28 protein-coding genes are annotated in these 26,516 nt (G+C 33.5%); 20 read left to right on the forward strand and 8 right to left on the reverse strand.

Annotated features, from left to right (window positions below):
- Positions 1–22: 22 nt before the first annotated feature.
- Complete coding sequence (ffh, locus tag LBV24_RS14225; protein WP_224479332.1) at positions 23–1,354, forward strand: signal recognition particle protein; 1,332 nt, start codon at positions 23–25, stop codon at positions 1,352–1,354.
- Positions 1,355–1,386: 32 nt separating this feature from the next.
- Positions 1,387–2,265 (forward strand): bifunctional 5,10-methylenetetrahydrofolate dehydrogenase/5,10-methenyltetrahydrofolate cyclohydrolase, encoded by an 879-nt coding sequence (locus LBV24_RS14230; RefSeq protein WP_224479333.1) that lies wholly within the window; start codon positions 1,387–1,389, stop codon positions 2,263–2,265.
- 11 nt (positions 2,266–2,276) lie between these two features.
- On the opposite strand, the gene LBV24_RS14235 is transcribed toward LBV24_RS14230, so the two are convergent.
- From LBV24_RS14235 to LBV24_RS14265, 7 genes are all read right to left on the reverse strand, one after another.
- Entirely contained in the window at positions 2,277–2,699 is a 423-nt protein-coding gene (locus tag LBV24_RS14235; protein WP_224479334.1) for a VOC family protein, read from the reverse strand.
- Between the two features lie 37 nt (positions 2,700–2,736).
- Positions 2,737–3,687 (reverse strand): YybH family protein, encoded by a 951-nt coding sequence (locus LBV24_RS14240; RefSeq protein WP_224479335.1) that lies wholly within the window; start codon positions 3,685–3,687, stop codon positions 2,737–2,739.
- A gap of 73 nt (positions 3,688–3,760) precedes the next feature.
- Positions 3,761–4,528 (reverse strand): 23S rRNA pseudouridine(2604) synthase RluF, encoded by a 768-nt coding sequence (gene rluF, locus LBV24_RS14245; protein ID WP_224479336.1) that lies wholly within the window; start codon positions 4,526–4,528, stop codon positions 3,761–3,763.
- Positions 4,529–4,534: 6 nt separating this feature from the next.
- Positions 4,535–5,362 carry an alpha/beta hydrolase gene (locus LBV24_RS14250; protein ID WP_224479337.1) on the reverse strand — a complete coding sequence of 276 codons (828 nt, stop codon included), beginning with the start codon at positions 5,360–5,362 and terminating at the stop codon, positions 4,535–4,537.
- Positions 5,362–5,733, reverse strand: a complete 372-nt coding sequence (locus LBV24_RS14255; RefSeq protein WP_224479338.1) for a cupin domain-containing protein — start codon at positions 5,731–5,733, stop codon at positions 5,362–5,364. The genes LBV24_RS14250 and LBV24_RS14255 overlap by 1 nt, the downstream gene beginning before the upstream one ends.
- Before the next feature lies 1 nt (position 5,734).
- Positions 5,735–6,295: a hypothetical protein gene (locus LBV24_RS14260; protein WP_224479339.1), complete on the reverse strand. Its 561-nt coding sequence runs from the start codon at positions 6,293–6,295 to the stop codon at positions 5,735–5,737.
- A 30-nt stretch (positions 6,296–6,325) separates the two neighbouring features.
- Entirely contained in the window at positions 6,326–7,864 is a 1,539-nt protein-coding gene (locus LBV24_RS14265; RefSeq protein WP_224479340.1) for a helicase HerA-like domain-containing protein, read from the reverse strand.
- Between the two features lie 60 nt (positions 7,865–7,924).
- Here LBV24_RS14265 and LBV24_RS14270 point away from each other — a divergent pair, with 60 nt between their 5' ends.
- The gene (locus LBV24_RS14270; RefSeq protein ID WP_224479341.1) at positions 7,925–8,371 is read left to right on the forward strand and encodes a Rid family detoxifying hydrolase; all 447 of its coding nucleotides are present in this window, start codon (positions 7,925–7,927) and stop codon (positions 8,369–8,371) included.
- Positions 8,372–8,468: 97 nt separating this feature from the next.
- Positions 8,469–9,101 carry a 7-carboxy-7-deazaguanine synthase QueE gene (locus LBV24_RS14275; protein ID WP_224479342.1) on the forward strand — a complete coding sequence of 211 codons (633 nt, stop codon included), beginning with the start codon at positions 8,469–8,471 and terminating at the stop codon, positions 9,099–9,101.
- A gap of 46 nt (positions 9,102–9,147) precedes the next feature.
- Here the strand turns inward: LBV24_RS14275 and LBV24_RS14280 are convergent, their stop codons facing one another.
- Complete coding sequence (locus tag LBV24_RS14280; RefSeq protein ID WP_224479343.1) at positions 9,148–9,693, reverse strand: DUF2911 domain-containing protein; 546 nt, start codon at positions 9,691–9,693, stop codon at positions 9,148–9,150.
- Between the two features lie 238 nt (positions 9,694–9,931).
- Here LBV24_RS14280 and asnB point away from each other — a divergent pair, with 238 nt between their 5' ends.
- From asnB to LBV24_RS14360, 16 genes are all read left to right on the forward strand, one after another.
- Positions 9,932–11,593, forward strand: a complete 1,662-nt coding sequence (asnB, locus tag LBV24_RS14285; protein ID WP_224479344.1) for an asparagine synthase B — start codon at positions 9,932–9,934, stop codon at positions 11,591–11,593.
- A gap of 140 nt (positions 11,594–11,733) precedes the next feature.
- Entirely contained in the window at positions 11,734–12,456 is a 723-nt protein-coding gene (locus LBV24_RS14290) for a hypothetical protein (protein WP_224479345.1), read from the forward strand.
- Positions 12,456–13,223, forward strand: coding sequence for a DUF6090 family protein (locus LBV24_RS14295; protein WP_224479346.1), 768 nt, complete (start codon positions 12,456–12,458; stop codon positions 13,221–13,223). Before LBV24_RS14290 ends, LBV24_RS14295 begins: the two co-directional genes overlap by 1 nt.
- Before the next feature lie 56 nt (positions 13,224–13,279).
- Complete coding sequence (locus tag LBV24_RS14300; protein ID WP_224479347.1) at positions 13,280–16,522, forward strand: S41 family peptidase; 3,243 nt, start codon at positions 13,280–13,282, stop codon at positions 16,520–16,522.
- Between the two features lie 278 nt (positions 16,523–16,800).
- Positions 16,801–17,568, forward strand: a complete 768-nt coding sequence (locus LBV24_RS14305) for a DUF6090 family protein (RefSeq protein WP_224479348.1) — start codon at positions 16,801–16,803, stop codon at positions 17,566–17,568.
- A complete protein-coding gene (locus LBV24_RS14310; protein ID WP_224479349.1) occupies positions 17,565–18,317 on the forward strand; it encodes a DUF6090 family protein in 753 nt (250 codons plus the stop codon). Before LBV24_RS14305 ends, LBV24_RS14310 begins: the two co-directional genes overlap by 4 nt.
- A complete protein-coding gene (locus LBV24_RS15325) occupies positions 18,310–19,314 on the forward strand; it encodes a hypothetical protein (protein WP_224479392.1) in 1,005 nt (334 codons plus the stop codon). The genes LBV24_RS14310 and LBV24_RS15325 overlap by 8 nt, the downstream gene beginning before the upstream one ends.
- Positions 19,311–20,042, forward strand: coding sequence for a DUF6090 family protein (locus LBV24_RS14320; RefSeq protein WP_224479350.1), 732 nt, complete (start codon positions 19,311–19,313; stop codon positions 20,040–20,042). The genes LBV24_RS15325 and LBV24_RS14320 overlap by 4 nt, the downstream gene beginning before the upstream one ends.
- An 8-nt stretch (positions 20,043–20,050) precedes the next feature.
- A complete protein-coding gene (locus LBV24_RS14325) occupies positions 20,051–20,848 on the forward strand; it encodes a DUF6090 family protein (protein ID WP_224479351.1) in 798 nt (265 codons plus the stop codon).
- On the forward strand, positions 20,841–21,578 hold the full coding sequence (locus LBV24_RS14330) for a DUF6090 family protein (RefSeq protein ID WP_224479352.1): 738 nt from the start codon (positions 20,841–20,843) through the stop codon (positions 21,576–21,578). The genes LBV24_RS14325 and LBV24_RS14330 overlap by 8 nt, the downstream gene beginning before the upstream one ends.
- A gap of 44 nt (positions 21,579–21,622) precedes the next feature.
- Positions 21,623–22,336 (forward strand): hypothetical protein, encoded by a 714-nt coding sequence (locus LBV24_RS14335; RefSeq protein ID WP_224479353.1) that lies wholly within the window; start codon positions 21,623–21,625, stop codon positions 22,334–22,336.
- Entirely contained in the window at positions 22,333–23,538 is a 1,206-nt protein-coding gene (locus tag LBV24_RS14340) for a DUF6197 family protein (RefSeq protein WP_224479354.1), read from the forward strand. Before LBV24_RS14335 ends, LBV24_RS14340 begins: the two co-directional genes overlap by 4 nt.
- 74 nt (positions 23,539–23,612) lie before the next feature.
- Positions 23,613–23,927 (forward strand): GIY-YIG nuclease family protein, encoded by a 315-nt coding sequence (locus tag LBV24_RS14345; protein WP_224479355.1) that lies wholly within the window; start codon positions 23,613–23,615, stop codon positions 23,925–23,927.
- 46 nt (positions 23,928–23,973) lie between these two features.
- Positions 23,974–24,723, forward strand: coding sequence for a DUF6090 family protein (locus LBV24_RS14350; RefSeq protein ID WP_224479356.1), 750 nt, complete (start codon positions 23,974–23,976; stop codon positions 24,721–24,723).
- Positions 24,716–25,480, forward strand: coding sequence for a DUF6090 family protein (locus tag LBV24_RS14355; protein ID WP_224479357.1), 765 nt, complete (start codon positions 24,716–24,718; stop codon positions 25,478–25,480). Before LBV24_RS14350 ends, LBV24_RS14355 begins: the two co-directional genes overlap by 8 nt.
- Positions 25,473–26,510 (forward strand): DUF6090 family protein, encoded by a 1,038-nt coding sequence (locus LBV24_RS14360; RefSeq protein WP_224479358.1) that lies wholly within the window; start codon positions 25,473–25,475, stop codon positions 26,508–26,510. Before LBV24_RS14355 ends, LBV24_RS14360 begins: the two co-directional genes overlap by 8 nt.
- Positions 26,511–26,516: the final 6 nt, after the last annotated feature.

Raw genomic sequence — 26,516 nt, forward strand, 5'->3', positions numbered from 1 at the left:
ACTTCAAAAAGAGATAAAGATTATGTTTAATAATTTAAGTGAAAAGTTAGATAAAGCGTTACACGTTCTTAAAGGACATGGGAGCATTACTGAAGTAAATGTTGCCGAGACTCTAAAAGAAGTAAGACGTGCGCTTTTAGATGCCGATGTTAACTTTAAGATTGCCAAACAATTTACCAATAAAGTAAAAGAAAAAGCACTTGGTCAAAATGTATTAACAACATTGCAGCCAGGGCAATTAATGGTTAAAATTGTTAAGGATGAGTTAACCGAATTAATGGGAGGTGATGCAGAAGGTATTAACTTATCTGGTAATCCTAGTGTAATTTTAATGTCTGGTTTACAAGGATCTGGTAAAACAACATTCTCTGGTAAATTAGCCAACTATCTCAAAAACAAAAAAACAAAAAAACCTTTATTGGTTGCTTGTGATGTTTATCGTCCTGCCGCGATAGATCAGTTGCATGTAGTTGGAGATCAAATAGGTGTTGAGGTATATAGTGATAGAGGTAATAATGATCCTGTTGCAATTTCTCAGGCAGGTATTGCACATGCAAAAGCCAATGGACATAATGTCGTTATCATTGATACTGCAGGTCGTTTAGCTGTTGATGAGGCTATGATGACCGAAATATCAAATATTCATAAAGCTATTCAACCGCAAGAAACGTTGTTTGTTGTGGATTCCATGACAGGACAGGATGCTGTAAATACAGCTAAAGCTTTCAATGATATTTTAAATTTTGATGGTGTTATCCTTACTAAATTAGATGGTGATACTAGAGGTGGTGCTGCTATATCTATTAAATCTGTTGTTAATAAGCCGATTAAATTTATTGGTACCGGTGAAAAGATGGAAGCGATTGATGTTTTCTATCCATCACGTATGGCAGATCGTATCCTTGGTATGGGTGATGTTGTTTCTCTTGTTGAAAGGGCACAGGAGCAGTTTGATGAGGAAGAAGCGAGAAAATTACAGAAGAAAATCGCAAAGAATCAGTTTGGTTTTGATGATTTCTTAAAGCAAATCCAGCAGATCAAAAAGATGGGTAACATGAAGGACCTCATTGGAATGATTCCTGGTGCTGGTAAAATGATGAAAGATGTAGATATTGATGACGATGCGTTTAAAGGAATCGAGGCAATTATACATTCTATGACTCCTGGAGAACGTTCTAATCCATCTCTTCTTAATTCAAGCAGAAAAAAGCGTATAGCAAAAGGATCTGGTACAACTGTACAAGAAGTAAATCAATTGTTGAAGCAGTTTACTCAAATGAGTAAAATGATGAAAATGATGCAAGGTGGAGGCGGAAAACGCATGATGCAAATGATGAAAAACATGCCAAGATAAATCGAGTAGATATAAATTTATAAACCATTAGTATGACAATTTTAGACGGTAGAAAAACCAGTAGAGATATTAAAGATGAAATAAAGGCCGAAGTTGATAAAATGAAGGCTAATGGTGAAAAGGTGCCGCACTTAGCAGCTGTAATTGTTGGTAATGATGGAGCAAGTTTAACTTATGTTGGTAGTAAAGTTAGAGCTTGTGAGCGTGTAGGTTTTGAATCTACAATGGTACGTTTGTCAAACACAACTAGTGAAATTGAGTTACTTGATAAAATTGATGAACTCAATAACGATGATGATATAGATGGCTTTATTATTCAGTTGCCACTGCCACCTCAGATTAATACTCGTAAGGTTTTAATGGCAGTAAATCCAAATAAAGATGTTGACGGTTTCCATCCAATGAATTTTGGTAAAATGGCATTAGATATGTCTACCTTCATTCCAGCTACGCCATTCGGTATTTTGGAATTATTAGACCGTTATGGTGTTGAAACGGATGGGAAGCATACTGTAATAATTGGTCGTTCACATATTGTGGGAAGACCAATGAGTATATTGATGGGCCGTAAAGGATTTCCTGGAAATTCTACCGTAACCCTAACTCATAGTCACACCAAAAACATAACGCAAATAACATCTCAAGCAGATATCATTATTTCTGCTTTAGGTATACCAAAATTCTTAAAGGCAGAAATGGTAAAAGATGATGCTGTAATTATTGATGTTGGTATTACACGTGTTCCTGACGATTCTGAAAAAGGATATTACATTACTGGAGATGTAGATTTTGAAAATGTGAGTAAAAAAGCCAGTTTCATTACTCCAGTTCCTGGAGGTGTAGGCCCAATGACTATTGCAATGCTATTAAAGAATACATTATTGGCGAGAGAGCAACATCGCAGTTCATAACCAATCAACAATTATTTAGCAAACAGCTGGTCAATATCCTTAAATGCCTTAAATTCCAAGGCATTGCCTGAAGGATCTAGAAAGAACATAGTTGCCTGTTCACCAACTTGGCCTTCAAATCTTATGTAGGGTTCTATTATAAATTCAATGCCTTTTGATTTTAATAGATCTGCGAATTTTTGAAATGAATGCCAAGGTAATACTACACCAAAATGTGGTACAGGTACGTTTTTACCGTCTACGGCATTAGTATGCAGTTCTTCTTCAGATTTTGGCTTATAATGAATAACAAGTTGATGGCCGAAAAAGTTGTAATCTACCCAGTGGTCGCTACTTCTACCTTCTTCAAACTTTAAAACATTAGTGTAAAAATTTCTACACTCTGCTAAATTGTGTACAGGTATTGCGAGATGAAAAGGGGAAAGTTGAGTCATGATTTTGTAGCTGATAATTAATGACTAAAAATAATAATTACTCAGCTACGTTGTTCCAAATATCGAGATATATTTTCCAGTCATTACCAATTTTTTTCCAGATAATTACATACTTACCTTTCCATGAAACTTCTTGTTGTTCTTTGGTTAGGGTTGTGCCTTCATAATAGCCAAAATCATAAGCAATGTCGTTTTGTATATTTATTTCAGTTGGTGTTACCTTATGATTTAAAATTTTAACACCTTCAGGTAAATTCCAATAAGAGGATAAAGCCGATTTACCGGCTAGAATTTTCCTGTTATTTGGCATTATTTTACCATCGTCTGTATACATATCTACTAGTGACGCAATATCGTCATTCATATAAGCCTTTGAAAATGCCGCAATATTATTCTTAATTATACCCAAATCACTATTATCTCTAGAATCTCTTTTACATTCAATTTTCCAAGTTGGGTAAACAATTTTTTCAGTTACATCAACCCACTCACCAATCCAGCTATAGCCTAAATCGTTCATATTATAGAAGCTGATTCTGTATTTTCCGTCCATTCCATTCGGAGCTTTCTGATCTCTATAAAGTACAATACTATCATTGCTTACCTTGTTGCCTTCCCAAGTTGGTAATTTAGTGGTTGGAAAGTTTGTGGAATAATAGTGCACATACCATTTGCTGCTATCTGCTATGAATTGTCTAATGCTACCTGAATTATTACCATCGGGTTTTATGGTTTCATCTTGCACAGCCATTCCATTCATAATGTATTTCCATTCCCAAGTTATATTTTGTGTTTCTGCCCAAGTACCGTCTTGGTTTCTTAAGGTTGACTCACAATTGCATTTACCAATTAAAAGATGAAAGTCTTTTATTTGTTCAGGTGCATTTGGATTTGGAAGTCCATAAGGATGCGTATCAGATGGGATGTATTCGTTTTGTGAAAAGCCAAAAAATGAAATAAGCATAAAGAAAATTAATAGCGGTTTCATACTTTAAGAGATTGAATTAGTTCTCTTAAAGTTATATTTAAAACGGCTTTATTTCTGTGTAATTAGGATATAATTAACGTCTATTTCTTCTGTGGTGTTGATTTTTTGGGTCGAATGTTTTCTTAGAATCGCTAATAAGATCAGTCAGTGTTTTAAACTCATCATTTGTTAATTCACGGTACGTTCCTAATTTCATGTCTAATTCAATGTTCATTATTCTAACCCTTTTTAAAGTTTTGACATTATAATTAAGATAGTCGCACATACGTCTGATTTGACGATTTAAGCCTTGAGTTAAAATTATGCTGAATGTATATTTATCAATCTTCTGTACTTTACATTTTTTGGTGCGTTGTCCTAATTCTTCAATATAGATACCACCTGCCATTCGTTCAATGAATGTTTGAGAAATTGGCCTGTCAACTGTAACCACATATTCCTTTTCATGGTTATTGCTAGCTCTTAAAATTTTGTTTACAATATCACCATCGTCTGTAAGTAAAATTAATCCTTCACTTGGCTTATCTAATCTGCCAATAGGGAAGATTCGTTTTGGGTAATTGATATAATCAATGATATTATCCTTTTCAACCCTGGTGTCTGTAGTGCACACAATACCTACGGGTTTATTAAATGCTAAGTAGACAAAATCTTTCTTTCGTTCTCCTACAATTTCACCATCCACTTTTACAACATCACCTGAAGCTACTTTTGTACCCATTTCTGGTATAACATCATTAATGGTTACTCGTCCAGCATCAATTAATCGATCTGCTTCCCGGCGTGAGCAATAACCTGCTTCGCTCAAATATTTATTTAACCGTTTTAATTCGTTGGACATTATACCTTAATTATTTATAAATTTAATAATAGGAGGCGTTATGGACTTATCTCTTAAACTATGTCCAAAACCAGAGGTAGTTATAAGTTCTGAATTTTTATAACGATTTGCAAATAACAACGCATCTTCGTAGGGAATTATTTTATCCTTTTTGTCATGTATTATTAGTCCTTTAGCATTTATTGCTGTTGTGAAATTTGCTGCAGAAAAGTAGTCGGTTGGTTTGCCAAATCGCTCAAGGACAATTCTATCTAATCCTTCAGAAATACGATGATTATAGCCCATCATTGTTTTATATCTAGTAAAAACACCAGTAAAATGTGCAGGTGCACCTAAGAGCACCATTTTCTTTACAAAATCTAGTTGATGATTATGCATGCAAAAAACACTTGCCATTCCACCAACAGAATGTCCAATTAATACTTCTGGTTTATAAGCATTGGCAACTACATTGATAAATTCAGAATATAATATAGCATTAAACTGTTTGCCATCAGAATTGCCATGCGCTGGACCGTCCAGAAGAATGACGTTATACTTTTGTTTTAATAAATCATCTAATATATAAGACCAACGAGACGCATTACTTTCCCATCCATGGGCTAACAAAATGGTTTTGTTTGTGCCCTTAAAATTATACGTCGCTATTTTAAGATTGTTGTAAGACAGTTCTTGAAAATCTGCTGGCTCCAATATATTCTTTTGCGATTCATTGTATCTACCTTTCCTTGGTGAGGCAAATAAGTTTAAAGCTTTCTTTGATGCGTATTTAGCCGAAATAATACTAGTAGCATTTAATGCCTTGCCAATTGATTTAATTACAAAACTGCTCATTATAGGTCCTCTCTATTAACTGAATTTATGCAAAAGGCTGGTAAGCAAATTGCAATATACTCACAAGGTTCAGTGAATGGGTTTGAATACTGAAGTCGAGTATTTTTCTCAACTTTTATAGACTGACCTGCCTCCAAAATTATAGTTTCGTCATTTATGATAAATTGTTTTTTACCCTTAATTATAAAAGTGTATTCATCAAATTCAGGTGTTTGAAAAGGTTCACTCCAGCCAGGAGGCGCAACCATGTGAGCAATACTAATATTGGCGTTACCATCTGACGCTAAGCCAAAGTGTTCCTTTATTACTTTACCATCGTCAGTAGGTACAATAAAAGGTGATTTCTGAATAACATATTTTTTCTCTTTCATTTTACCAATGAATCATAAAATATTTAATCTTGGTCTCTCCTGGAATTTGAATTGCGTCAATAGTCCGTTCTGTAGTAAATCTGAGTGCTGCAGGTAAATCATTTTTATCAATTGTAAATGTAGCATCGATTTCATTTACGGAAATAACCAAAGAGTTATCGATGAGCTTGTCAATTTTAGAGATTTTATAGCTGTCATTTATTGCTTTAAACGTACTCAATGTGGAAATGTCTTTATCCGTTTTATATCGACTGTCCATTATTGTAATGCTAGAAATAACTGATGTGGAGTCTAGGGCCTCTCTAGGGGAAAGGTCTAGGAGTTTTTTACCACCTTTTTCAAAGACTTCAATACTATTTACAGAACCGGCAAACTCATCTCCAGCAACATAACGCACTACCGAATCGTTTGTGAAAATCATATCGAGATCCTTCACTTGGGTAGAATCAGTTAATAATCCTATTTGGCCTTTTTTAACCAAGAAGGGATCTGTTGATTTATCTTTTGTGCAACTTGCAAAAAGCAAAGCACATATTACTGAAACAACTAAAATGTTTTTCATAGCGTTTAAAAAATTAATTCAGGTTTGAATTTATTTGAGCATTTTTGTGAGTATACCAAGTACACTTCTGATAACAGTTGGACTTGATAAAACCTTAACAATTGGATTTTGTCTTGTACTTCTTCTACGAGACGAAGAGGTTCTTCTTTTACTTTCTGCTTTTTTAAGCGCTTCTTGTTCTTCCTTGGCTTTTTGTTTTGCTTCTTCGGCCTCCGCTTGCTCTATTTTTTTGTTTAGCATTTCATAGGCACTGTTGCGATCAATTTCTTCATTGTATTTTCTTGCCAATTTGGAAGCAGCGAGTAGACTACCTAACTCAGATTCCGTCAAGATATCCATTCTACTCATTGGTGCTCGCATCATGGTTGCTGCCAACGGAGTTGGTTTACCTTTTTCGTCTAAAGCAGAAACTAAAGCTTCACCAATACCTAAAGAAGTTAAAACATCTGCTGTATCATAATATTCAGTATCTGGATAGTTCTGTGCAGTTAGCTTAATTGCCTTTCTGTCTTTGGCAGTGAAAGCGCGCAAGGCATGCTGCACCTTAAGACCTAATTGTCCAAGAACAGCTTCTGGTACATCTGTTGGATTTTGAGTAACAAAATACAATCCAACACCTTTACTTCTAATAAGCTTAACGATACTTTCTATCTGATTAAGTAGTGCATCTGAAGCTTCATTAAATATAAGATGGGCTTCATCAATAAACATGATTAGTTCTGGTCTACCACTATCACCTTGTTCAGGGAACGTTGAGTAAATTTCAGCTAGTAAACTAAGCATAAAAGTTGAAAACAACTTAGGTTTATCTTGTATATCAGTTAATCTAATAATGTTTATGTAACCACGTCCATTTTTATCTACTCTTAGTAAATCTTGTGTATCAAAAGAGGTTTCTCCAAAAAACAAATCACCACCTTGTTGCTCTAGTTCTATCAGTTTTCTTAGGATAGCTCCAGTTGAGGCAGTCGAAATTCTACCATAAGCTTCTTGAAATTCTTTTTTGCCCTCTCCTGTAGAGTATTGTAAAATCTTCTTAAAATCCTTAAGATCTAGTAACGGTAGTTTGTTGTCATCGCAATATTTAAATATTACTGAGATAATACCAGCTTGAGTTTCGGTGACATCTAGAATCCTCGAAATCAATACAGGTCCAAACTCACTTATTGTTGCTCGTAATCTAACACCATCTTGTTCAGACAAGGTTAAGACCTCTACAGGAAATTCTTTTGGTTCAAAAGGAAGTCCAATTTTTTCGTGACGTTCATCAATTTTTGGATGACCTGGACTTGCCTTAGCCAATCCACTTAAATCACCTTTAATATCCATTAATAAAACAGGTACGCCTTTTTCAGATAAATTTTCAGCCAATACTTGTAGTGTCTTAGTTTTACCAGTTCCGGTAGCACCCGCTATAAGACCATGTCTGTTCATGGTCTTTAAAGGAACATTTACATATGCATTAGTCATAGTTTCACCTTCAAGCATTGCGGCACCAAGTGTTATATAGTCACCTTTAAAGGTATTGCCTTGTGCAATGTCATTTCTGAATTTGTCTGATTTCGTCATGGATCACATATTTTGCATAAAAATAATGTAATTTTAATCAAGTATAAAACTCAATTTGCTATGAAAACCCAATACTCTTTTTTTATCATCTTTTTTTTAATTATTCATTCATCTTGTACCTCAAAAAATAGGGAAATAAAGTTCCATCAGTCGCATGAGCCGAGCAGGGCAAATGTTCCTTACAGTGATGCTGTTGAAACTGATGATATGTTATTTCTAACAGGCCAAATTGGTAAAGATCATAAGAAAGGAAAACTTGTTGAAGGAGGTATTAAAGCTGAAACTAAACAGGTCATTCAAAATATAGAAGACGTCTTGAAACATCATAATTTAAGTTTGGATAATGTCGTAAAATGCACTGTAATTCTTAAGGACATAAACGACTTTAAAGCCTTCAATTCAGTTTACACACAGTATTTTACCAAGAAACCTGCTCGAACAACTTTTGCCGCTTCGGGTCTGGCAGGTGGTGCAAGTATAGAAATAGACGTTATTGCAGCAAAATAGAGTCTAGTATTTACAATAATTTTTCAAGCACTATTAGTTTATAGATTCCTGAGCTTTGCAACCAAAAAATGTGAAGTAATCAATATATTTGCCAACTATGACGCGAAGAGAACAACAAGAATTAATTGATAAGGGGCTTTTGCTTCCTTTAATGGAAGAATTCTATACCATTCAAGGCGAAGGCTATCATAAAGGAACTGCAGCATATTTTGTAAGAATAGGTGGTTGTGATGTAGGTTGCCATTGGTGCGATGTTAAAGAAAGTTGGTTGGCAGAATTACATCCACCAACAGAGACGTCTAAAATTGTTGAGAATGCTGTAAAATATAGCAATACCATTGTGGTAACTGGTGGAGAGCCTCTTACTTGGGATATGGATCCTTTAACTGAGCAACTGAAGGCAAAAGGTGTTCAAACTCATATTGAAACTTCGGGTGCTTACAAATTAACTGGTGAATGGGATTGGATCTGTCTTTCGCCAAAGAAAATAAAACTTCCTACCGAAGAAATTTATAGTAAGGCGCACGAACTTAAATGTATCATTTATAATAAAGACGATTTTAAATTTGCTGAAGAACAGGCGGCAAAGGTAAATAAGAACTGTATTTTGTATCTGCAACCAGAGTGGAGTAAGCGCGAAAAGATGATGTCTCAAATTGTAGATTATGTTATGGCAAACCCAAAATGGAAAGTGTCTCTGCAAACACATAAATATTTAAATATTCCATAAAAAAAAGCCTTGATTTCTCAAGGCTTTTTTTATTTGAGTTTAATATTTACTTAGTAAAAGGAACGGCTACTCTCACCTTGTCCCAACCTAGATGCATGTGTACGCCATCATCAGACTTTTCAAAAGCAATAGAAAAAGCTTCTAAGGATTCGTCTGCCATAGAAACAGGTACAGCTAAGCGTGCTACGTCATTTTCTTGCTTGTAGAAATAACTTCCCCAAACATTTAAATCTGTGCTAATTATTGCCGTCCATTCTTTCTCACCTGGAATAACATAAAAAGTATAAGTGCCAGCTTTAACCTTTGAATCGCCTAACATCATATCTGTATATAAAGTTAATTCTGCGGCTTCGTTGGCACCAGTTCGCCAAACTTTACCAGCAGGTGCTAAATCATTCATATCACGACCTTTTAATTGTGGTCTACCGTAAGTGATCTTAATAAGCTTGTTAGATTCTTTGTAAGAGCTTGGAAAAGTTGCAGCGTCCATTGGACTTTTGTCAAGTGGTTTGAATTCTTGAGCTTCAGCATTAAATGATAATAGCATCATAAATGCAAATGCAATGGATGTAAATAGTCTTGTAGTCTTCATAATTTAAGTTTGTTTTTGTAGATGTTAAAATTAGAATTTATAAAGTGCTTTTTGTCGTAATGAAATATTAAAATTTACACATTGACACTAATATAGTTTGTTTAATGGTATAGTACTTACATATTTATTAAAATATTATACTATAACTTTTTATTTATAATCAATATTAGATTATATGTTTAAAATATAAAACTTTCAACTCATATTTGCTTCATAATTAATAATAAAACGAAAAGTTATGTGCGGAATAGTATGTGCGTTTGATATAAAACAGAAAAGTGAAACCTTAAGACCACAGGTTTTAGAGATGGCAAAAACCATTCGTCATCGTGGACCAGATTGGAGCGGTATATATAGTGATGATAAAGCAATTTTAGCGCACGAGCGTTTAGCAATTGTAGATCCGGCTTCAGGTAAGCAACCATTATTTAGTGAGGACAAGAAACTTATTTTGGCAGCAAATGGAGAAATCTATAACCATAGAGAGTTACGTTCGCAATTTCCTGATTACAAATTTCAAACTGAAAGTGACTGTGAAGTTATCTTGGCACTATATAAAGAAAAGGGTGTTGATTTTGTGGATGATATGAACGGAATCTTTGGATTTGCAATATATGATGTTGATAAAGATGAATATTTTGTAGCAAGGGATCATATGGGAATTATTCCTCTCTACATGGGTTGGGACAAACATGGTACATTCTATGTTGCTTCAGAATTAAAAGCTCTTGAAGGAGTTTGTACCAAGATAGAATTGTTCCCTCCAGGACATTATCTAAGTAGTAAAGATGGTGAACTTGTACAATGGTATAAGCGAGATTGGGAAGACTACGATGCTGTAAAAGACAATGAAACAAGTATTGCAGAAGTTAAGCAAGCTTTAGAGGATGCCGTACACAGACAATTAATGAGTGACGTACCATACGGCGTGCTTTTGTCGGGAGGATTGGACTCTTCAGTAACATCTGCCATTGCCAAAAAATATTCAGAACGTAGAATCGAAGCAGATGATAAAGAAAAAGCTTGGTGGCCTCAGTTGCACAGTTTTTCAGTAGGGTTGGAAGGGTCGCCAGATTTAGCTGCTGCTCAAAAAGTAGCTGACCATATTGGTACTGTACACCACGAGATTCAATTTACAATTCAAGAAGGGCTAGATGCCATAAAAGATGTTATCTACCAATTAGAAACATATGATATCACAACCGTTAGGGCGAGTACACCAATGTACCTTATGGCGAGAGTTATCAAATCAATGGGAATTAAAATGGTATTGTCTGGAGAAGGAGCAGATGAAATATTTGGAGGCTATTTATACTTTCATAAAGCACCAAACGCTCAAGAGTTTCATGAAGAAACCGTACGTAAATTGAGCAAGTTGCATATGTACGATTGTTTAAGAGCAAACAAGAGTTTAGCGGCTTGGGGCATTGAAGGACGTGTACCATTTTTAGATAAAGAATTTATGGATGTTGCGATGCGAATTAACCCACAAGACAAAATGATTAATGGAGAACGTATGGAAAAATGGGTTGTACGTAAGGCGTTTGAAGACATGTTACCAGAAAGCGTAGCATGGCGACAAAAAGAACAATTTAGTGATGGTGTTGGCTACAGCTGGATAGATACCCTTAAGGAAGTTGTAGAAGCAGAAGTTAGTGATGAGCAGTTAGCAAATGCACACTTCCGTTATCCAATACAAACACCACAAAACAAGGAAGAGTACTACTACAGAACTATTTTTGAAAGTCATTTCCCTAGTGATGCTGCCGCCTTGAGTGTACCACAAGAACCAAGTGTAGCTTGTAGTACAAAAATTGCATTAGAGTGGGATGAAGCCTTTAAAAACATGAACGATCCATCTGGTAGAGCAGTGGCTAAAGTGCATGAAGATGCATATTAAACTGATTTTAAATACTATAAATCATTAAGGAGCATTTTAAATGCTCCTTTTTTTGTAACAATTTTACTACATTTATATACCTATAGATATTAACCATCCAACTCTACTTTAATTACCTGCTTACAAATTACTTGTAAGCAATGATTAAATTTTTTAGACGAATCCGTCAAAATCTTCTTTCTGAAAATCGTTTCAGTAAGTACTTGTTTTATGCCATTGGCGAAATCATTTTGGTAATGATTGGAATTCTTTTGGCACTTCAAGTTAATAACTGGAACCAAAGGAGACAGCTTGCCGGTGCCGAACAACTTCTTTTAAAAGAATTATTAAGTGATCTTGAATTTTCAAAAACTGAAATTGAAGGCGCAATTGAGGGGAATAACTACTTGTTAAACCAATATAAGAGTATAAGCCATACTATTGAAAAGGATTTTCCGTATAACGATTCCCTCAGCAATGCTTTTTCATCCTTAGCCTTTTGGAGTAGTCCTTATTTGCCAAAAAGCAGTTTTGAATCTATCAAAAACAAAGATTTAAAGATTATTAGTAATCCAGAAATTAGACAAAAATTGGTGAAATTTCATGAATATACCTATGTGCTTATCGCTGAAGACTACAATAAGATGGAATGGAATTTCTCTCAAACCATAACCTTACCAGTCTTGCTCAAAAATATTCATGTCAATGTTGATTCTGGTAATTCTACACCAGATGATTTTGAACAGTTAAAAGAAGATCGTGTTTTTCATAACTATTTAAATCAACTTATTGTACTTCGACAAGGAGGGCTGAGTTTGTTTGAAAAAGCACTAGTTGAAATTGAAATGCTTAGAGAGGAAATAACTAATGAAATTAAAAGTTAATGATTAAATTTTTTAGACGCATACGCCAAAACCTACTTTCTGAAAACCGTTTTAGTAAGTATCTCCTTTATGCCATTGGTGAAATTCTCTTGGTGGTTATTGGGATACTAATAGCACTTAACATTAATAATAATAATGAGCTCCGAAAACAACGTGTGCAAGAGTTACATTATCTAAAAAATATCAAGACTGACTTGCAATTAAATATTGCGCATTTAGACAATTACATTGCTACAAGAGAAAAAGCCATAAACTCTGCAAATACTATAATTGCGCATTACGAAGGTGAGCCCGTTACTGATTTAAAGGCGTTTAGTAGACTTACGGTTGATATCTACACTTGGCGAAAATTTTTTCAGATTAATAACACCTTTCAAGAGTTAATTAACTCTGGCAACTTAGCGTCGATTTCTAACGATTCAATTAAAGGTACATTATTAAATATGGAATCGCTTTATAAGGTTATGAAAGATGAAGAAGCCCATTTTAGATATGATGCCGAAATATTGTTGTATGAACCTTCTTATGATATGATGGACATGAATCCAATAGTTCAGAATTATATGCACCATATTTCAAATGGAGCCATGGGTGAAAGCCGAAAACTGTCTGAAGCCCAATTTGGCGAAATGCTAAAGGATACCAAACAAAAAAATGGGTTTGTTATGGCTGTATATCAGTTCACTGTTATGAACCAGCAGTTTAGACAAATGAAGGCTATGTGCCAAAAACTAATAGATTTAATAGACAAAGAATTGAAATATTAAATTTACTAGCTTTTATATTAAACAAAAATTAATCATTAATCAATAAACTAATTATTATGAAACAAAAACTGATCTTTTTATTATCCTGTGTTTTCTTGACTCAATTGGTTATAGCTCAAGGAACCCGATTGCTTAGAGATCCTGATATAAGTAATACACATATTACATTCACTTATGGTTGTGACGTTTGGATTGCAGATAAATCCGGTGGTTTGGCAAAGCGTTTAACGAGCACACCGGCAATGGAAAGTCATCCGTATTTCTCACCTGACGGGAATTGGATTGCCTTTACCTCTAATCGATCGGGAAGAAATAATGCTTATATCGTTTCTATAGAGGGTGGTACGCCAACGCAATTAACTTGGCATCCATCAGGGTCGTACGTTAGAGGATGGACGCCAGATGGAAAATCCTTGCTGATTGCTAGTAGTAGAGACACGGCGCCAAGAGCCTATGAGCGTTTATATACTGTTTCAGTGAAGGGTGGTTTACCAGAATTAATCTCGTCACAATGGGGTTATGATGGTGACTTCTCACCAGATGGTAATAAAATGATAGTTGATAAGATGGATCGTTGGGATGTTGAATGGCGCGCCTATCGTGGTGGACAAAACACACCTTTGATTCTGTTAGATTTAGAATCTCAGAATGAGACCTTATTGCCTAATACAGATCGAAGTACTGACATAAAACCATTTTGGCTCAATGACAAGATTTATTTTCTGTCTGATCGAGACTTGGTTGCTAATATATGGTCTTATAATCCTGAATCTTCACAGTTGAATCAGGTGACCAATTTTAAAGGATCTGATGTCAAGAACATATCAGGTCATGGAAATACAATCGTTTTTGAACGAGACGGTTATATCCATTCAATGGATATTAGCTCCAATAAAATCATACAGTTAAATATTGAGGTCGTTGGTGATTTCCCTTGGGCCGAAACGAAATGGGAGAATGTAAATAATTATGCCCAAGTAGCATCTCTGTCACCCAATGGTAAACGGGTTATTTTAGAGGCTAGAGGAGACATTTTTACTGTTCCTGTAGAGTTTGGTGATTCTAGAAATATTACCAATTCATCTGGAGTTGCTGACCGCAGGCCATTGTGGTCTCCAAAAGGAGATAAAATTGCTTGGTTTTCAGATGAAAACAGAAAGAACTATCAATTATTTATTAGTAACCAAGATGGTACTGAAATTTTTGATAAGATAAATATTGGCGAATCTAAATTAGGATGGGACCCAAGTTGGTCACCTAACGGAAATCAAATTGCTTTTGTGGATGACGATGTACGCTTACGTGTAGTCGATCTAAAGACAAAGAAGGTAAAAACTATTGATATTGGAGGTGTTAATCTAGAACGAGGTTCCATTGAAATGAAATGGTCTCCAGATTCAAAATGGATTGCCTATGCAAAATCAGGAGATAATATGCTCCGACAGATTTATCTGTGGTCTACGGAGTCAGGAAAATCTACTGCGATTACAGATCCCTTTGCAGACTCTTTTTCACCTGCTTGGGACCTTAATAAAAAGCAATTGTATTTCTTGGCAAGCACTAATATTGCCCTAGGGTCAGGTTGGGCAAATACGAGTGCAATGACGGCAGATGAAACCTATGCGGCTTATGTGGTTAATTTAGATGCAGAAGACAAGTCTCCATTCAAACCAAAAAGTGATGAGGAGGAAATCGAAGAGGAAGAATCCACAGATGATAAGGATGATAAGAAAGAGGACAAGGGTAAAAAGAAAGAAGACAAAGGTCTAAAAATAGACTTCAATAACATAGGAAGAAGAACTTTAGCGCTTCCGGTCCCTGTTAGAAATTATGCCTATATTTTAGCTGGTCCAGAGAATACAGCATTCCTAGCAGAACGCATGCCAAATAGTAGAGGTCTTACACTGCATAAATTCGATCTAAAAAAGCAAGAATCAAAAGAATTTACATCTGGTGCTAGTAGTACGTTTATCACGGCAAATGGAAAGCATATGTTAGTGCGTCTTAGTGGTAGTTGGAAACTGGTAAAAACTAGTGGAGCAAATGCAAAAGGGGCTAAATCCATAAAACCTAATCTTCAAATGAAACTTAATAGATCAGAAGAATGGGAACAAATGTTTGAAGAAGCTTGGCGTTATGAGCGTGACTATTTTTATGATCCAAATATCCATGGAAGAAATTGGAATACAGTTTATAAACGTTATGCGCCTTTAATACCATTTGTTAAGCATAGAGCAGATTTGACTTATATTTTTGATCAAATGAATGGAGAATTATCAGTAGGCCACAGCTTCGTTGGAGGAGGAGATTATCCAGATTTAGAACGCAATCAAGTTGGACTTCTGGGTGCTGATTTAAGTATTGAAAATGGGCGATATAGGATAAAACGCATATATACTACTGAAAACTGGAACCCTGGATTAGAAGGTCCTTTGGATGCTCCTGGCTTGAATATTAAAGAAGGCTACTATATCGTAGGGATTAATAATAAGGAGTTAAAGGCAGATGATAATATATTTGAACTTTTAGATGGTACCTCAGGGAAACAAACAGTATTGCATTTAAATTCTACATTAGAATTTAAGGGTCATTGGACTGAGATTGTGGAGCCTATACGCAGTGAAAATTCACTAAGACAACGTACTTGGGTTGAAGACAATAGGCGTCGTGTTGAGGAACTATCAAATGGACGATTAGGTTACATTTGGGTACCTAATACAGGCGGCCCAGGTTTTGTGTCTTTCAATCGCTATTACTTTGCACAACAAGATAAAGAAGGTGCCGTCATCGACGAACGATTTAATGGAGGAGGTCTACTTGATGATTATATGGTAGATTTAATGACCAGAGACTTGAGGGCAGCATTAACCAATGAAGTGCCAGACGGTAAACCAATGAAATTACCAGCAGGTATTATGGGACCAAAGGTGTTGTTGATTAATGAGCTAGCAGGATCTGGCGGAGATTTTTTCCCTTGGGTCTTTAGGCAACAAAAAGCTGGAAAATTAATAGGAATGCGAACTTGGGGCGGATTAGTAAAATCCTCTACACATTATCTAATGATAGATGGTGGAAGACTAACCTCACCAGACAACGCTGTATTTGATCCGATTAATAACAAGTTTATTGCTGAGAATGTTGGTGTACCACCAGATATAGAAGTAAGGCAAGATGCTAAATCTTTAAATCAAGGTGGAGATCCTCAATTAGAACGTGCGGTTGAAGAATTGATGAAGCAATTAGGAACTAAGAGGGAGATTAAGGTACCACCCTACAACAAGCCAGCAAATGGAAATTAGAAACTATTACCACACTTAGTTCAACTAAGTGTGGTAAATAAAATGGTTGAGTCTTCTTTAACAATAAGTTACAAAGTTCAACCAATATTTAACACTAACCCAACCTACCTATATATTCATACAGTAAGGCTGTGTGATGATTTTTAATTCACTTGTGTTTTGGTGATAAATTGAATCACTAAAACTATACCCAATGGAAATATTCTGGGACTTTATACAGCATAATCAGCTTATCAAAACGGATCATTTTACTAATTTAATAGAAGCAGAATTGGCAGATGATTAAATTCTTTCGTCATATACGTAAATCACTAATCTCAGAAAACAAAATGGGTATATACTTTAAATATGCTATTGGTGAAATATTACTTGTAGTAATAGGTATTCTTATTGCACTACAAATAAACACCTGGAACGAAGAACGCAAAGAAAGAAACAGAGAACAAGCCATTTTAAAAAATCTACAATTAGAATATAACAGTAATATCGGCAATGTTGCGGATGCCTATAATAGTTTTTATGAAGCCTATGAAGCTTCAGATAAATTGCTAGAAATTGTAGCCAGTGAGGATGCCATAAATCCACAAGAAGTTGATGCTTTATTAGATGTGATTATTAACAAAACAAAGTCTCTAGATATCATCACAGGAACTCTAGATGAAATAGTAAGCACGGGATCATTAAATCTAATTACCGACGAAAACTTGAGAAAGCAACTATCTAACTGGTCCTTCTTTATCACAGATACTCAAGACGACATTGTTATTTATAGAGATTATTTATTTGGAGTTTTTATTCCTGAGATAACAGATAAAGTGAATCTCAAAAATTTGCCAATACCAGATTTTTTTGATAAAAACTTAGGGTTTAAGCCAATTCCAAAATCGAATTTCAAAATAGACTATAACAAAACCATTAGAACGGTAGAGTTTGAGAACCAACTGTATAACAATACCTTAAATTATATGTATGTCCTAAATTCATATAAAGCTTTTAAGGATTATTTGTCAGGCACATTAGAACTAATAGATGGTAATATTAGATGATTAAATTCTTCCGTCATATTCGTCGTTCGCTCATAAATGATAATAAAATGGGTAAATACATTAAATACGCTATTGGAGAAATTATTTTGGTAGTCATCGGAATATTGATTGCATTGCAGATTAACAACTGGAATGAAAACAAAAAAAATGAAGCAAAATTAAAAACCTACATCTTAGAATTTAGAAATGATCTTAAGCTTAACCTTCTCATTTTTGAGGATGAACAAAAACGTGCAAAAGCAAGAATTAACAATAACACTAATCTTTTAAAAACAAAAGATTTTAGTGCTATACCAGTAGACTCATTAGAGAAATTGATTGAAACATTTTATATCAATTTTGACACAAAAAACTTTGTTTACGAATCCTTTAAAAATTCTCAGATTACAGAATTTGGTAAATATGATAGTATTGTTAATAATATGCAGGTGTATTATATATGGGTGTATTCAGAATTAAGTGATTATGTAAAACAACATAACAATACTGTAGATCTTGCAGATAATTATTGGCGGTATGAGCAAACTGATTATGAATTTAGTTATGGTAATGATGCTGAAACCCATTATCAAACAGAACAAGAACGCAAGACAAAACTTATTTCGCTAATACAAAATGCTAAAACGCGTAATATTTTAAAAATTGATAATAGAAAGAAAAAACAATACTTAGGCAGAATAGATCAACTAATTGAACTTACACAAGGTAATATCAATTTAATTAATAAAACATTAGAACTCGATGATTAAATTCTTCAGACATATTCGTCGTACACTAATCAACCAAAACCAAATGGGAAAATACTTTAAATATGCTATTGGTGAAATATTTCTTGTAGTAATAGGAATACTTATCGCATTACAGATAAATAATTGGAATGAGCAACGAAAGATAAACACACAGGTTGAAGAAATGTTTTATAAAACTTTTAGGGAATTAGAGTATAATATAAATCGAGCACAGAATTTAATAGCTTTTTATAAACCTAAAGATACGCTTTACTACATAGTTAGAAATGATACCTATGATATTGAAGATCCTAATCAAAAACGTCCATGTTTTCCATGTATTTTAAGTGCATTTGAATCTATTAATATTTCTACAGAAGCTGCTAATAATTTATATACCTACAATACAAGAGTTACATCAGAACTTAAAACCATAATTGAAGACATAGATTTATTTTATAAAGACTATAAGGTTCAATTAGATGATATGGATGAGGAAATGGAGATTATGGTAGATGACTACAATAGCATGCTGCGTGATACTAAAACTTGGTATAGTGCCTTTAATAATAAAAAGTTTGCGCAATACGAAAAAGAGATTATTAATTATTACATCAGTGATCCATTTTTTGAAAATTGGGTAGCACAATACGAACAGCTGGCATATTACCATAGGGCAGATGCTATTGCCTTCATATCCGACGCATTTAAAATATATAAGCGAATGTCTGAATACTTTGACTTTAAAAAGTCTAAGGCACTGATGGTAGATACGGATAAATTCAAATATTTTCTGGGTGTATACCAAGGAAAAATGGGCAACTTAACAGTAAGTCTAAAAGAGGATAACTACTATTTGAGTCTTATAAATGGTAAAAGAGTACAAGAAAGCCAGCTGTATTTTGATTCTGATTCTACAGGATATTCACGCTTGGGTTATATAAAATTTAACAGTAAAACATTAAGATTATCAGCTGGCAGTCGTGGAAAATTTGAATTCAGTAAAGAGATAGAATGATTAAATTCTTTAGAAAAATACGATACAACCTTATGAGTGAAAACAAAACAGGTAAATACTTTAAATATGCCATTGGTGAAATTTTACTTGTTGTTGTAGGTATATTGATTGCCTTGCAGATCAATAACTGGAATGAAAACAGGATAAATGCCAATAAGGAAAATACAATTTTAACAAGTATTCATAAAGAATTTAAATTAAACAAGAAACAATTAGACTCTGTAGTTGGTGAACATCAAATAGCGCACCGTAGTTGTGCAAAAGTAATAAGCATGTTTCCTATAAAATCTAAGCCTGAGCAAGTAGTTTTAGACTCATTAGGTGCTCACTTATGGTGGTCATATGGAGGCGTAACTTTTAATCCGTCACAAACTAGTATTAATGCACTGCAGAGCACATCTTCATTCGATATTATTAAGAATGAAACCTTGCGTGATTTGTTGATTTCTTGGAACGATTTGATAACAGATTATCAAGAAGAGGAACAACGCTCTAGAGATCATATTTGGGATCAGTACGATCCTTACATGTCTAAACATTTTGATTGGAACTTTAATTTTAAAGACGAGCGAAATAATTTTAATGCATTACAAACCTTGGAGTTCGAATATATGGTAAGAGGCAGATATGATTTTATTGATCAAATACTCTATGCCAGTGGTGAATTGCAAAAAGTCCAACAGACACTCAATAATATTATTGAGTTGTCTAAACCTCAAAACAACTAAGGATTACTATGATTAAATTCTTTAGGCATATCCGTAAATCATTATTAGAACAAAACAAAATGGGTAAATACTTTAAATACGCAATTGGTGAAATACTACTTGTAGTTATAGGCATTTTAATTGCATTGCAGATCAATAACTGGAATGAGAATAGGAAAGAGCGATTACAAGAACAAGAGCTTTTAGTTCAATTACAATCAGAATTTACAAGTAACCTCGAGCAATTAGACCAGAAAATACAAATGAGAGAAAGAATGATTTCTTCATCATTAAAATTGTTACAATATATTGATAGACCTCAAACTCGGAATAATGACAGTATATTAAAACATGCCGGACAAATTGTAATTGCACCTACCTTTGACCCCATTGTTAATGACATTATAAGTAGTGGAAGAATTCAGTTATTGCAAAATGCAAGCCTAAAAGAAAAATTGTCTCGATGGACCAGTGAGATAATACAGGTTACTGAAGAAGAACAGGTTTGGTTAAATTTTAGATCCAAGCATTACATGCCAACTTTAATGGAATATTATTCATTAAGAAATGTAATTAACGGTTATTGGGAGAATGAAGTCGTAGACCAATTTCATCTTGATGAAGGTGCCAAAACAAAGTTCTCCGTAGGCAAATCTAAAGTTAAAGATGATTTTTCTTCTTTATTAGCAAATGATGTATTCGAAGGTGCTGTTGCTAATTGCGCATCAATGGCCAAGCTTACCAATAGCCAGTCCTTTAGTTTGCGTAACAGAATAACAGGCATATTAGACTTAATTAAAAATGAACTAGAAAAGCTAGATGATTAAATTCTTCCGTCACATACGTAAATCATTAATCTCAGAAAATAAAATGGGTAAATACTTTAAATACGCCATTGGTGAAATTCTACTTGTTGTTATAGGAATTCTAATCGCATTGCAGATTAACAATTGGAATAATAAACGAGTTGAAGAAGCTCGTGCTGATAAATTTTTGCAAAAATTAAAGACACAATTAAAATACAATATCATAAAGACTGAAGAGCGTATTAAAGAGTTTGATTCTATATATAAAGCTTCAATTGAATTGATTGATATTATAGGCGAAAAAAATGTAGAAAATTTAGATGAGAAAATAAATAAGTTAGTCAATTTAAATTTAAGAGATTACCATCTCAATTTAGATATGAATATTATTACAGAAGGGAGAGAAAATGGAGATATAGCTCTATTGGCTTCAGATAAAATAAGACAAGCTTTATATTTTTTAAGTACTGAGAATACAGCACTAATTGAACGCGAACGTATTACCAATGAAGATTTAAACCTACTTTTTGTGCCCTATTTAAATAAAAACATGAATCTAAGAAACAGAATAGAATTTAAGAATATAGGCAAATCAAAATTATATAAAGACGATAATTATAAAATGTTATTTGATCAAGATTTTGAAAATTATATTATTTCAAGACTAGAATACAATCAATCAAATCTTGTAGTCTACAGAAATATGAAACAACATCTAGAGTCTTTGTCTCAATTACTCGAAACAAAATAGTTAAAACTATGATTAAGTTCTTTCGTAAAATTAGATATGACCTCATGAAACAGAATAAAATGGGAAAATACTTTAAATATGCCATTGGTGAAATTATACTAGTAATGATAGGTATCCTCTTGGCACTGCAAGTCAATAATTGGAATAACAATCGCCTTGAGGCTAAAGAAGAAAAAGAAGTCATTGAAAAACTACACGCCGACTTTAAAGAAAATAAAAAGATTTTAAAGCAATTTTTGATTGGTGTAAAAGGTTCAAGCAAATCTCAACAAATACTAATGAATTTAATTGGTGCTTCTAAAGAAGAGCTTTACAAACATAATTTAGACAGTCTATTGTATGTGTCTTTTGGAGCTACTGAAATGGCTTTTGCAGATAATACTATTAAAAACATTATGCAAAGTGGTAAACTAAACCTTTTAAAAAATGAAAAAATCGCAGACTTACTTTATCAATGGAATACACTTTCTGAGATTAGAAAAACCCGCATAACAAAATACGATTCTTGGTCAAATGATAAGTACATACCTTATTTGTTAGACAAAATATCTTTTAAACAAATGGATATGTACAGTGGTTATTCTTGGGCTGGTAAATCTAGAGTAAAGCCAGATTATTATCCCTTGTTTCAAGACATAACCTTTGAAAATTATGTGGATAATTATCTTTGGTATGCCCGACAAGTTATGGAACGCTGTGAAGATACTGACCAACTCATTGATGAAATTATTGAGGCCACAAAACCTAACGATAAATGATAAAATTCTTCAGAAAAATAAGATACGATCTCATGAAACAAAATAAGACGTCTAAATACTTAAAGTATGCTATTGGCGAAATTGCCTTGGTAATGATTGGTATTCTGTTGGCACTACAAGTCAACGAATGGAACAAAGAGCGTAACAGAAAAATGTCCGAACAGGTTGTCATAGAGCAACTTATTACTGATTTATCCCAATCGCAACATGAGTTAGAAGAACAAAAAGCAAGGAACTTAAGAAATGCAAGAGCATATTCTCAAGTGCTACGTGCCTATTGGAAAACCAATTTGCCAGAGAATATCCAGAAATATGTTAGAGGTGGTGGTGGTAGTGATGTATACAGTCCAGTACTGGGAACCGCACAATCGCTTATTAATTCAGGGAGACTGGATATCATCAGTTCCAAAATGCTCAAAAGTGATATTGTGGCCTATGTAGAAGAAGTAGGTTATAGGCTTAAAGATGTTAACAGGTATGAGGAATCCTATTTTAGACCTGGTATAGCGCTATTAAAGGAAGCTATTCCAAGTTCATATCGTTCTAAAGAATTCATTAATAAAAGTAGCGAATCATTTAAGAATGACTGGAACTATAAAAACAATCTTAATTGGAGGCCTGCTATTGTTGAAAAAGTCCCCTTTAAAACAGATTTACAGCAATTATTTGAGGATAAATCATTTTTTAAAGCTAATCAGAAACTGTTTATTTATCATCGCAATATTTCTTGGCGATATGATGATATTCTTGAAATGACTAATAAGTTGTTAGTTAAGTTATATCTAGCTTCAGACCAACATCATGAACTAGGTAAAAAACTTGGAGACAGCAACTACTATTTAGTGTTTGAGGCAGAAGATTTGGCGCTTCTTAAACAAGCGGATGCATTATTGAGTAATCCTTCTAAATGGAATAAAAGTGATGATGGTATTTGTGAAGACGATAGCGCCAATGAAAAATTCAGTTTAATATGCGCATTAAGAACAGCCTCTCAAGATGTGCTTGGTGAATGGAAAGAAGACCCTTATAGTCCTGCCATAAGATTGGTATTGCTTAAGCTTTTAGAAGATAAAAACAGACGTTATGTAGGCAATATGATAAGAGAGTGGAACAATCACCTAGATACCACTTTTGATGACGTAAAGAATTTATTGAAGGAGAGCATGAAGATAATCGAAAATCAAATTGCAACCAATGATTAAATTCTTTAGACATATTCGTAAATCTCATTGTCATTCCTGCGCAGGCAGGAATCCACATAGAATAAATGAGTGTCATGCATAGAAATATTCATCAATATTTTCTTTATATACTTTCAAATAAATATAACGGAACATTGTATATGGGAGTTACCAATGATTTAGAGTGTAGGATGTTTGAGCATAAAAATAAACTAGTTGAAGGTTTCACGAAGAAATATGATTTGAATAGACTAATTTATTTTGAGACCTTTCAATATATTAACGATGCTATTAAAAGAGAAAAGAATATGAAGAAATGGAAGCGACAATGGAAAATAAATTTAATTGAAGAAGATAATCCTAACTGGCAGGATTTATCTGACGATTGGCCAAATCTAAAAAATGTATAAATAAGCTAATAAATGGATTCCTGCCTGCGCAGGAATGACAGAAACCATGATCAAATTCTTTAGACATATCAGAAAATCGTTAATAGAACAGAATCAAATGGGAAAATATTTAAAATATGCCATTGGCGAAATTCTTCTCGTAGTTGTTGGAATCTTAATAGCGCTGCAGATTAATAATTGGAATGAAAGATCAAAATTAGAGGCTAAAACACAAGAGTATTATGTGCAATTATTAGAAGATTTAAATAAGGACGTCATTTTTGCAGATCAAACTATAAATAAGTTTGAGAACTATTTAAAAGATCTTGAAGGTTATGAAAACTCCTACTATAGTGAGGAGACGCTAACTCCGTTGGATGTTTATGAGAAAATCGCGAAACTTCCTGTATTATCAACCTCGTTTACATTTAATTCTAGCACTATAGAATCACTTCAGAATAGTGGCGATATTAGTTTAATTCCATCAGAAATAAGAAATCGATTAATCGATTTAAAACGGCAACAAGAATTGACCATCAAGAAAGCTAACTATACTGACGAAGGTAAGAATGGAATTATTCAGCGATTAAATCCATTACTAGGCTCTACAACCCTACCTAAACGATTGGCTCATCAACCTGAAATGAAGGAATTTTTTAACATTGACAGAAATTTGAAAGAGTTAATTTTAGTTTACGAAGGCGTACATCGTTGGAAAAGTATATCCGAAGAAACCTCCATGGTAAGCTTCAGAGAAATGAAAAAAGAAATAGACACTATTAAGACATTAATTAACATGGAACTAAAGAATGATTAAATTCTTCCGCCATATCCGTCGTTCATTAATTAACCAAAACCAAATGGGAAAATACTTTAAATACGCTATTGGTGAAATTCTTTTAGTTGTTGTTGGAATTTTGATAGCACTTCAAGTAAATAATTGGAACGAACAACGAAAACTGAGAAATTATGAAAAACAATTATTAAATCAATTAAGAATAGATTTTAAACGTAATTCTGATGATTTAAAATTTAATATCATGTTACAGAATAAAATAATTAATTCTTCCAAACTTATCCTGCAACACTTAGAAGATAAAAGACCCTTCCATGATTCTCTAAGTAATCATTTTGCAAACACCGTTTTATGGACAAAATTTATTGTCAGTGAAGGAGCATACAAGACAATAGAGTCCCAAGGATTGGACATAATATCAAACTTAGAATTACGTGATTTAACTTTTAGGGTATTTGAAGGTAATCTAAATTGGTTAAGACAAATGGAGAACACTGTTATAAATTTCACTGAAGATTTTCGTCAAGGAGATGCATCAAGGTATTTTACAGCATTAAATCCAATTGTAATTAAGGATGGAAGGTTTGATGACGGTTGGGTACAAATATCAGATTACTCTAAATTAATATCAAACGAGGGGAACAAATACAAACTTTATTTAAATACTGTTATAAACGAAACAAAAATTTTATTAAAAATTACAAAGGGTTATTTAGATGATAATGAACAAGGAGTTGTAAAGATTGATTCAATTTTAAATTTTGAATCAAATGATTAAATTTTTCAGAAAAATCCGTCAAAACTTGCTTATGGAAAATAAAACAGGCAAATACTTTAAATATGCCATTGGCGAGATAGTACTCGTTGTTATTGGTATTCTTATAGCACTACAGATTAACAATTGGAATGAAAAAAGGAAAATAAATAATGAAATAGATCTAGTATTTACGGCATTACAAACAGAGTTAGAAAGTAATATCTTAGAAACTTCAGGCTTATTAAGAGTAGGTCATTTGACGGATTCTCTTCGAACATTGTTTAGAGAAAATAAAGTGACTAGAGAAATAATTCGCAAAAAACCCTATCTAGCATTTTTAAGTTACAGAACGCGTTCTACGTTCTTAGAAGATGATCGTTTGAATGAAGTTATTGAACAAGAAAAAGAATTGTCAGCTAACTATAAATCTTTACTGCCAGAAATTAAACTACTAAAAAGAAGGATTAAAGCTTGGCGATTTTGGCAAGAAAAAACCTTAGAATTATCAATGCAACGAAGGAAAGAGCTAGCTAGTAAAACCCCATGGATAGGAACAAATGACTCACTTGGTTTTGAAAAAATAATTGATAGAACTTTAAATGATAAAATTCATCGTAGCGAGGTAAATCAATATGCGGAATATCAGTTAGGAGAAAACGTTTGGGAGGCAAATAAAATAAGAACAAGCTCTGTGGTTTTGTTGTGGAAACTAAAATCTACTAAGGATAAAAACCTGAAAATAGAAGATTTTCTTAATCATCTCAACCTTAAACCTTTTATAGAATTTACTTGTGGTAAAGTTCCAAAAAAACAGTACGAAACATACTTTGACAGAAGCGTTATTATTTATAATAATCAAAACAAAGAAGTAACTTTAAAATGGCGTTACAAGAACAATGATAATTTTAATCTCTTAAAAGTATCACCTAACTCTTTTTTGGATATCAATGAAGACATTTATATACACGAAGAAGGATATTTCGAATTAGAAAAAGATGGCAAATGTTCTAAAGTATATGATGCTAATAAAGAAGATTATATCATTTTATAACTATTA

Origin of the sequence: Winogradskyella vincentii, assembly GCF_020166345.1 — a bacterium.
Taxonomy (GTDB): domain Bacteria; phylum Bacteroidota; class Bacteroidia; order Flavobacteriales; family Flavobacteriaceae; genus Winogradskyella; species Winogradskyella vincentii.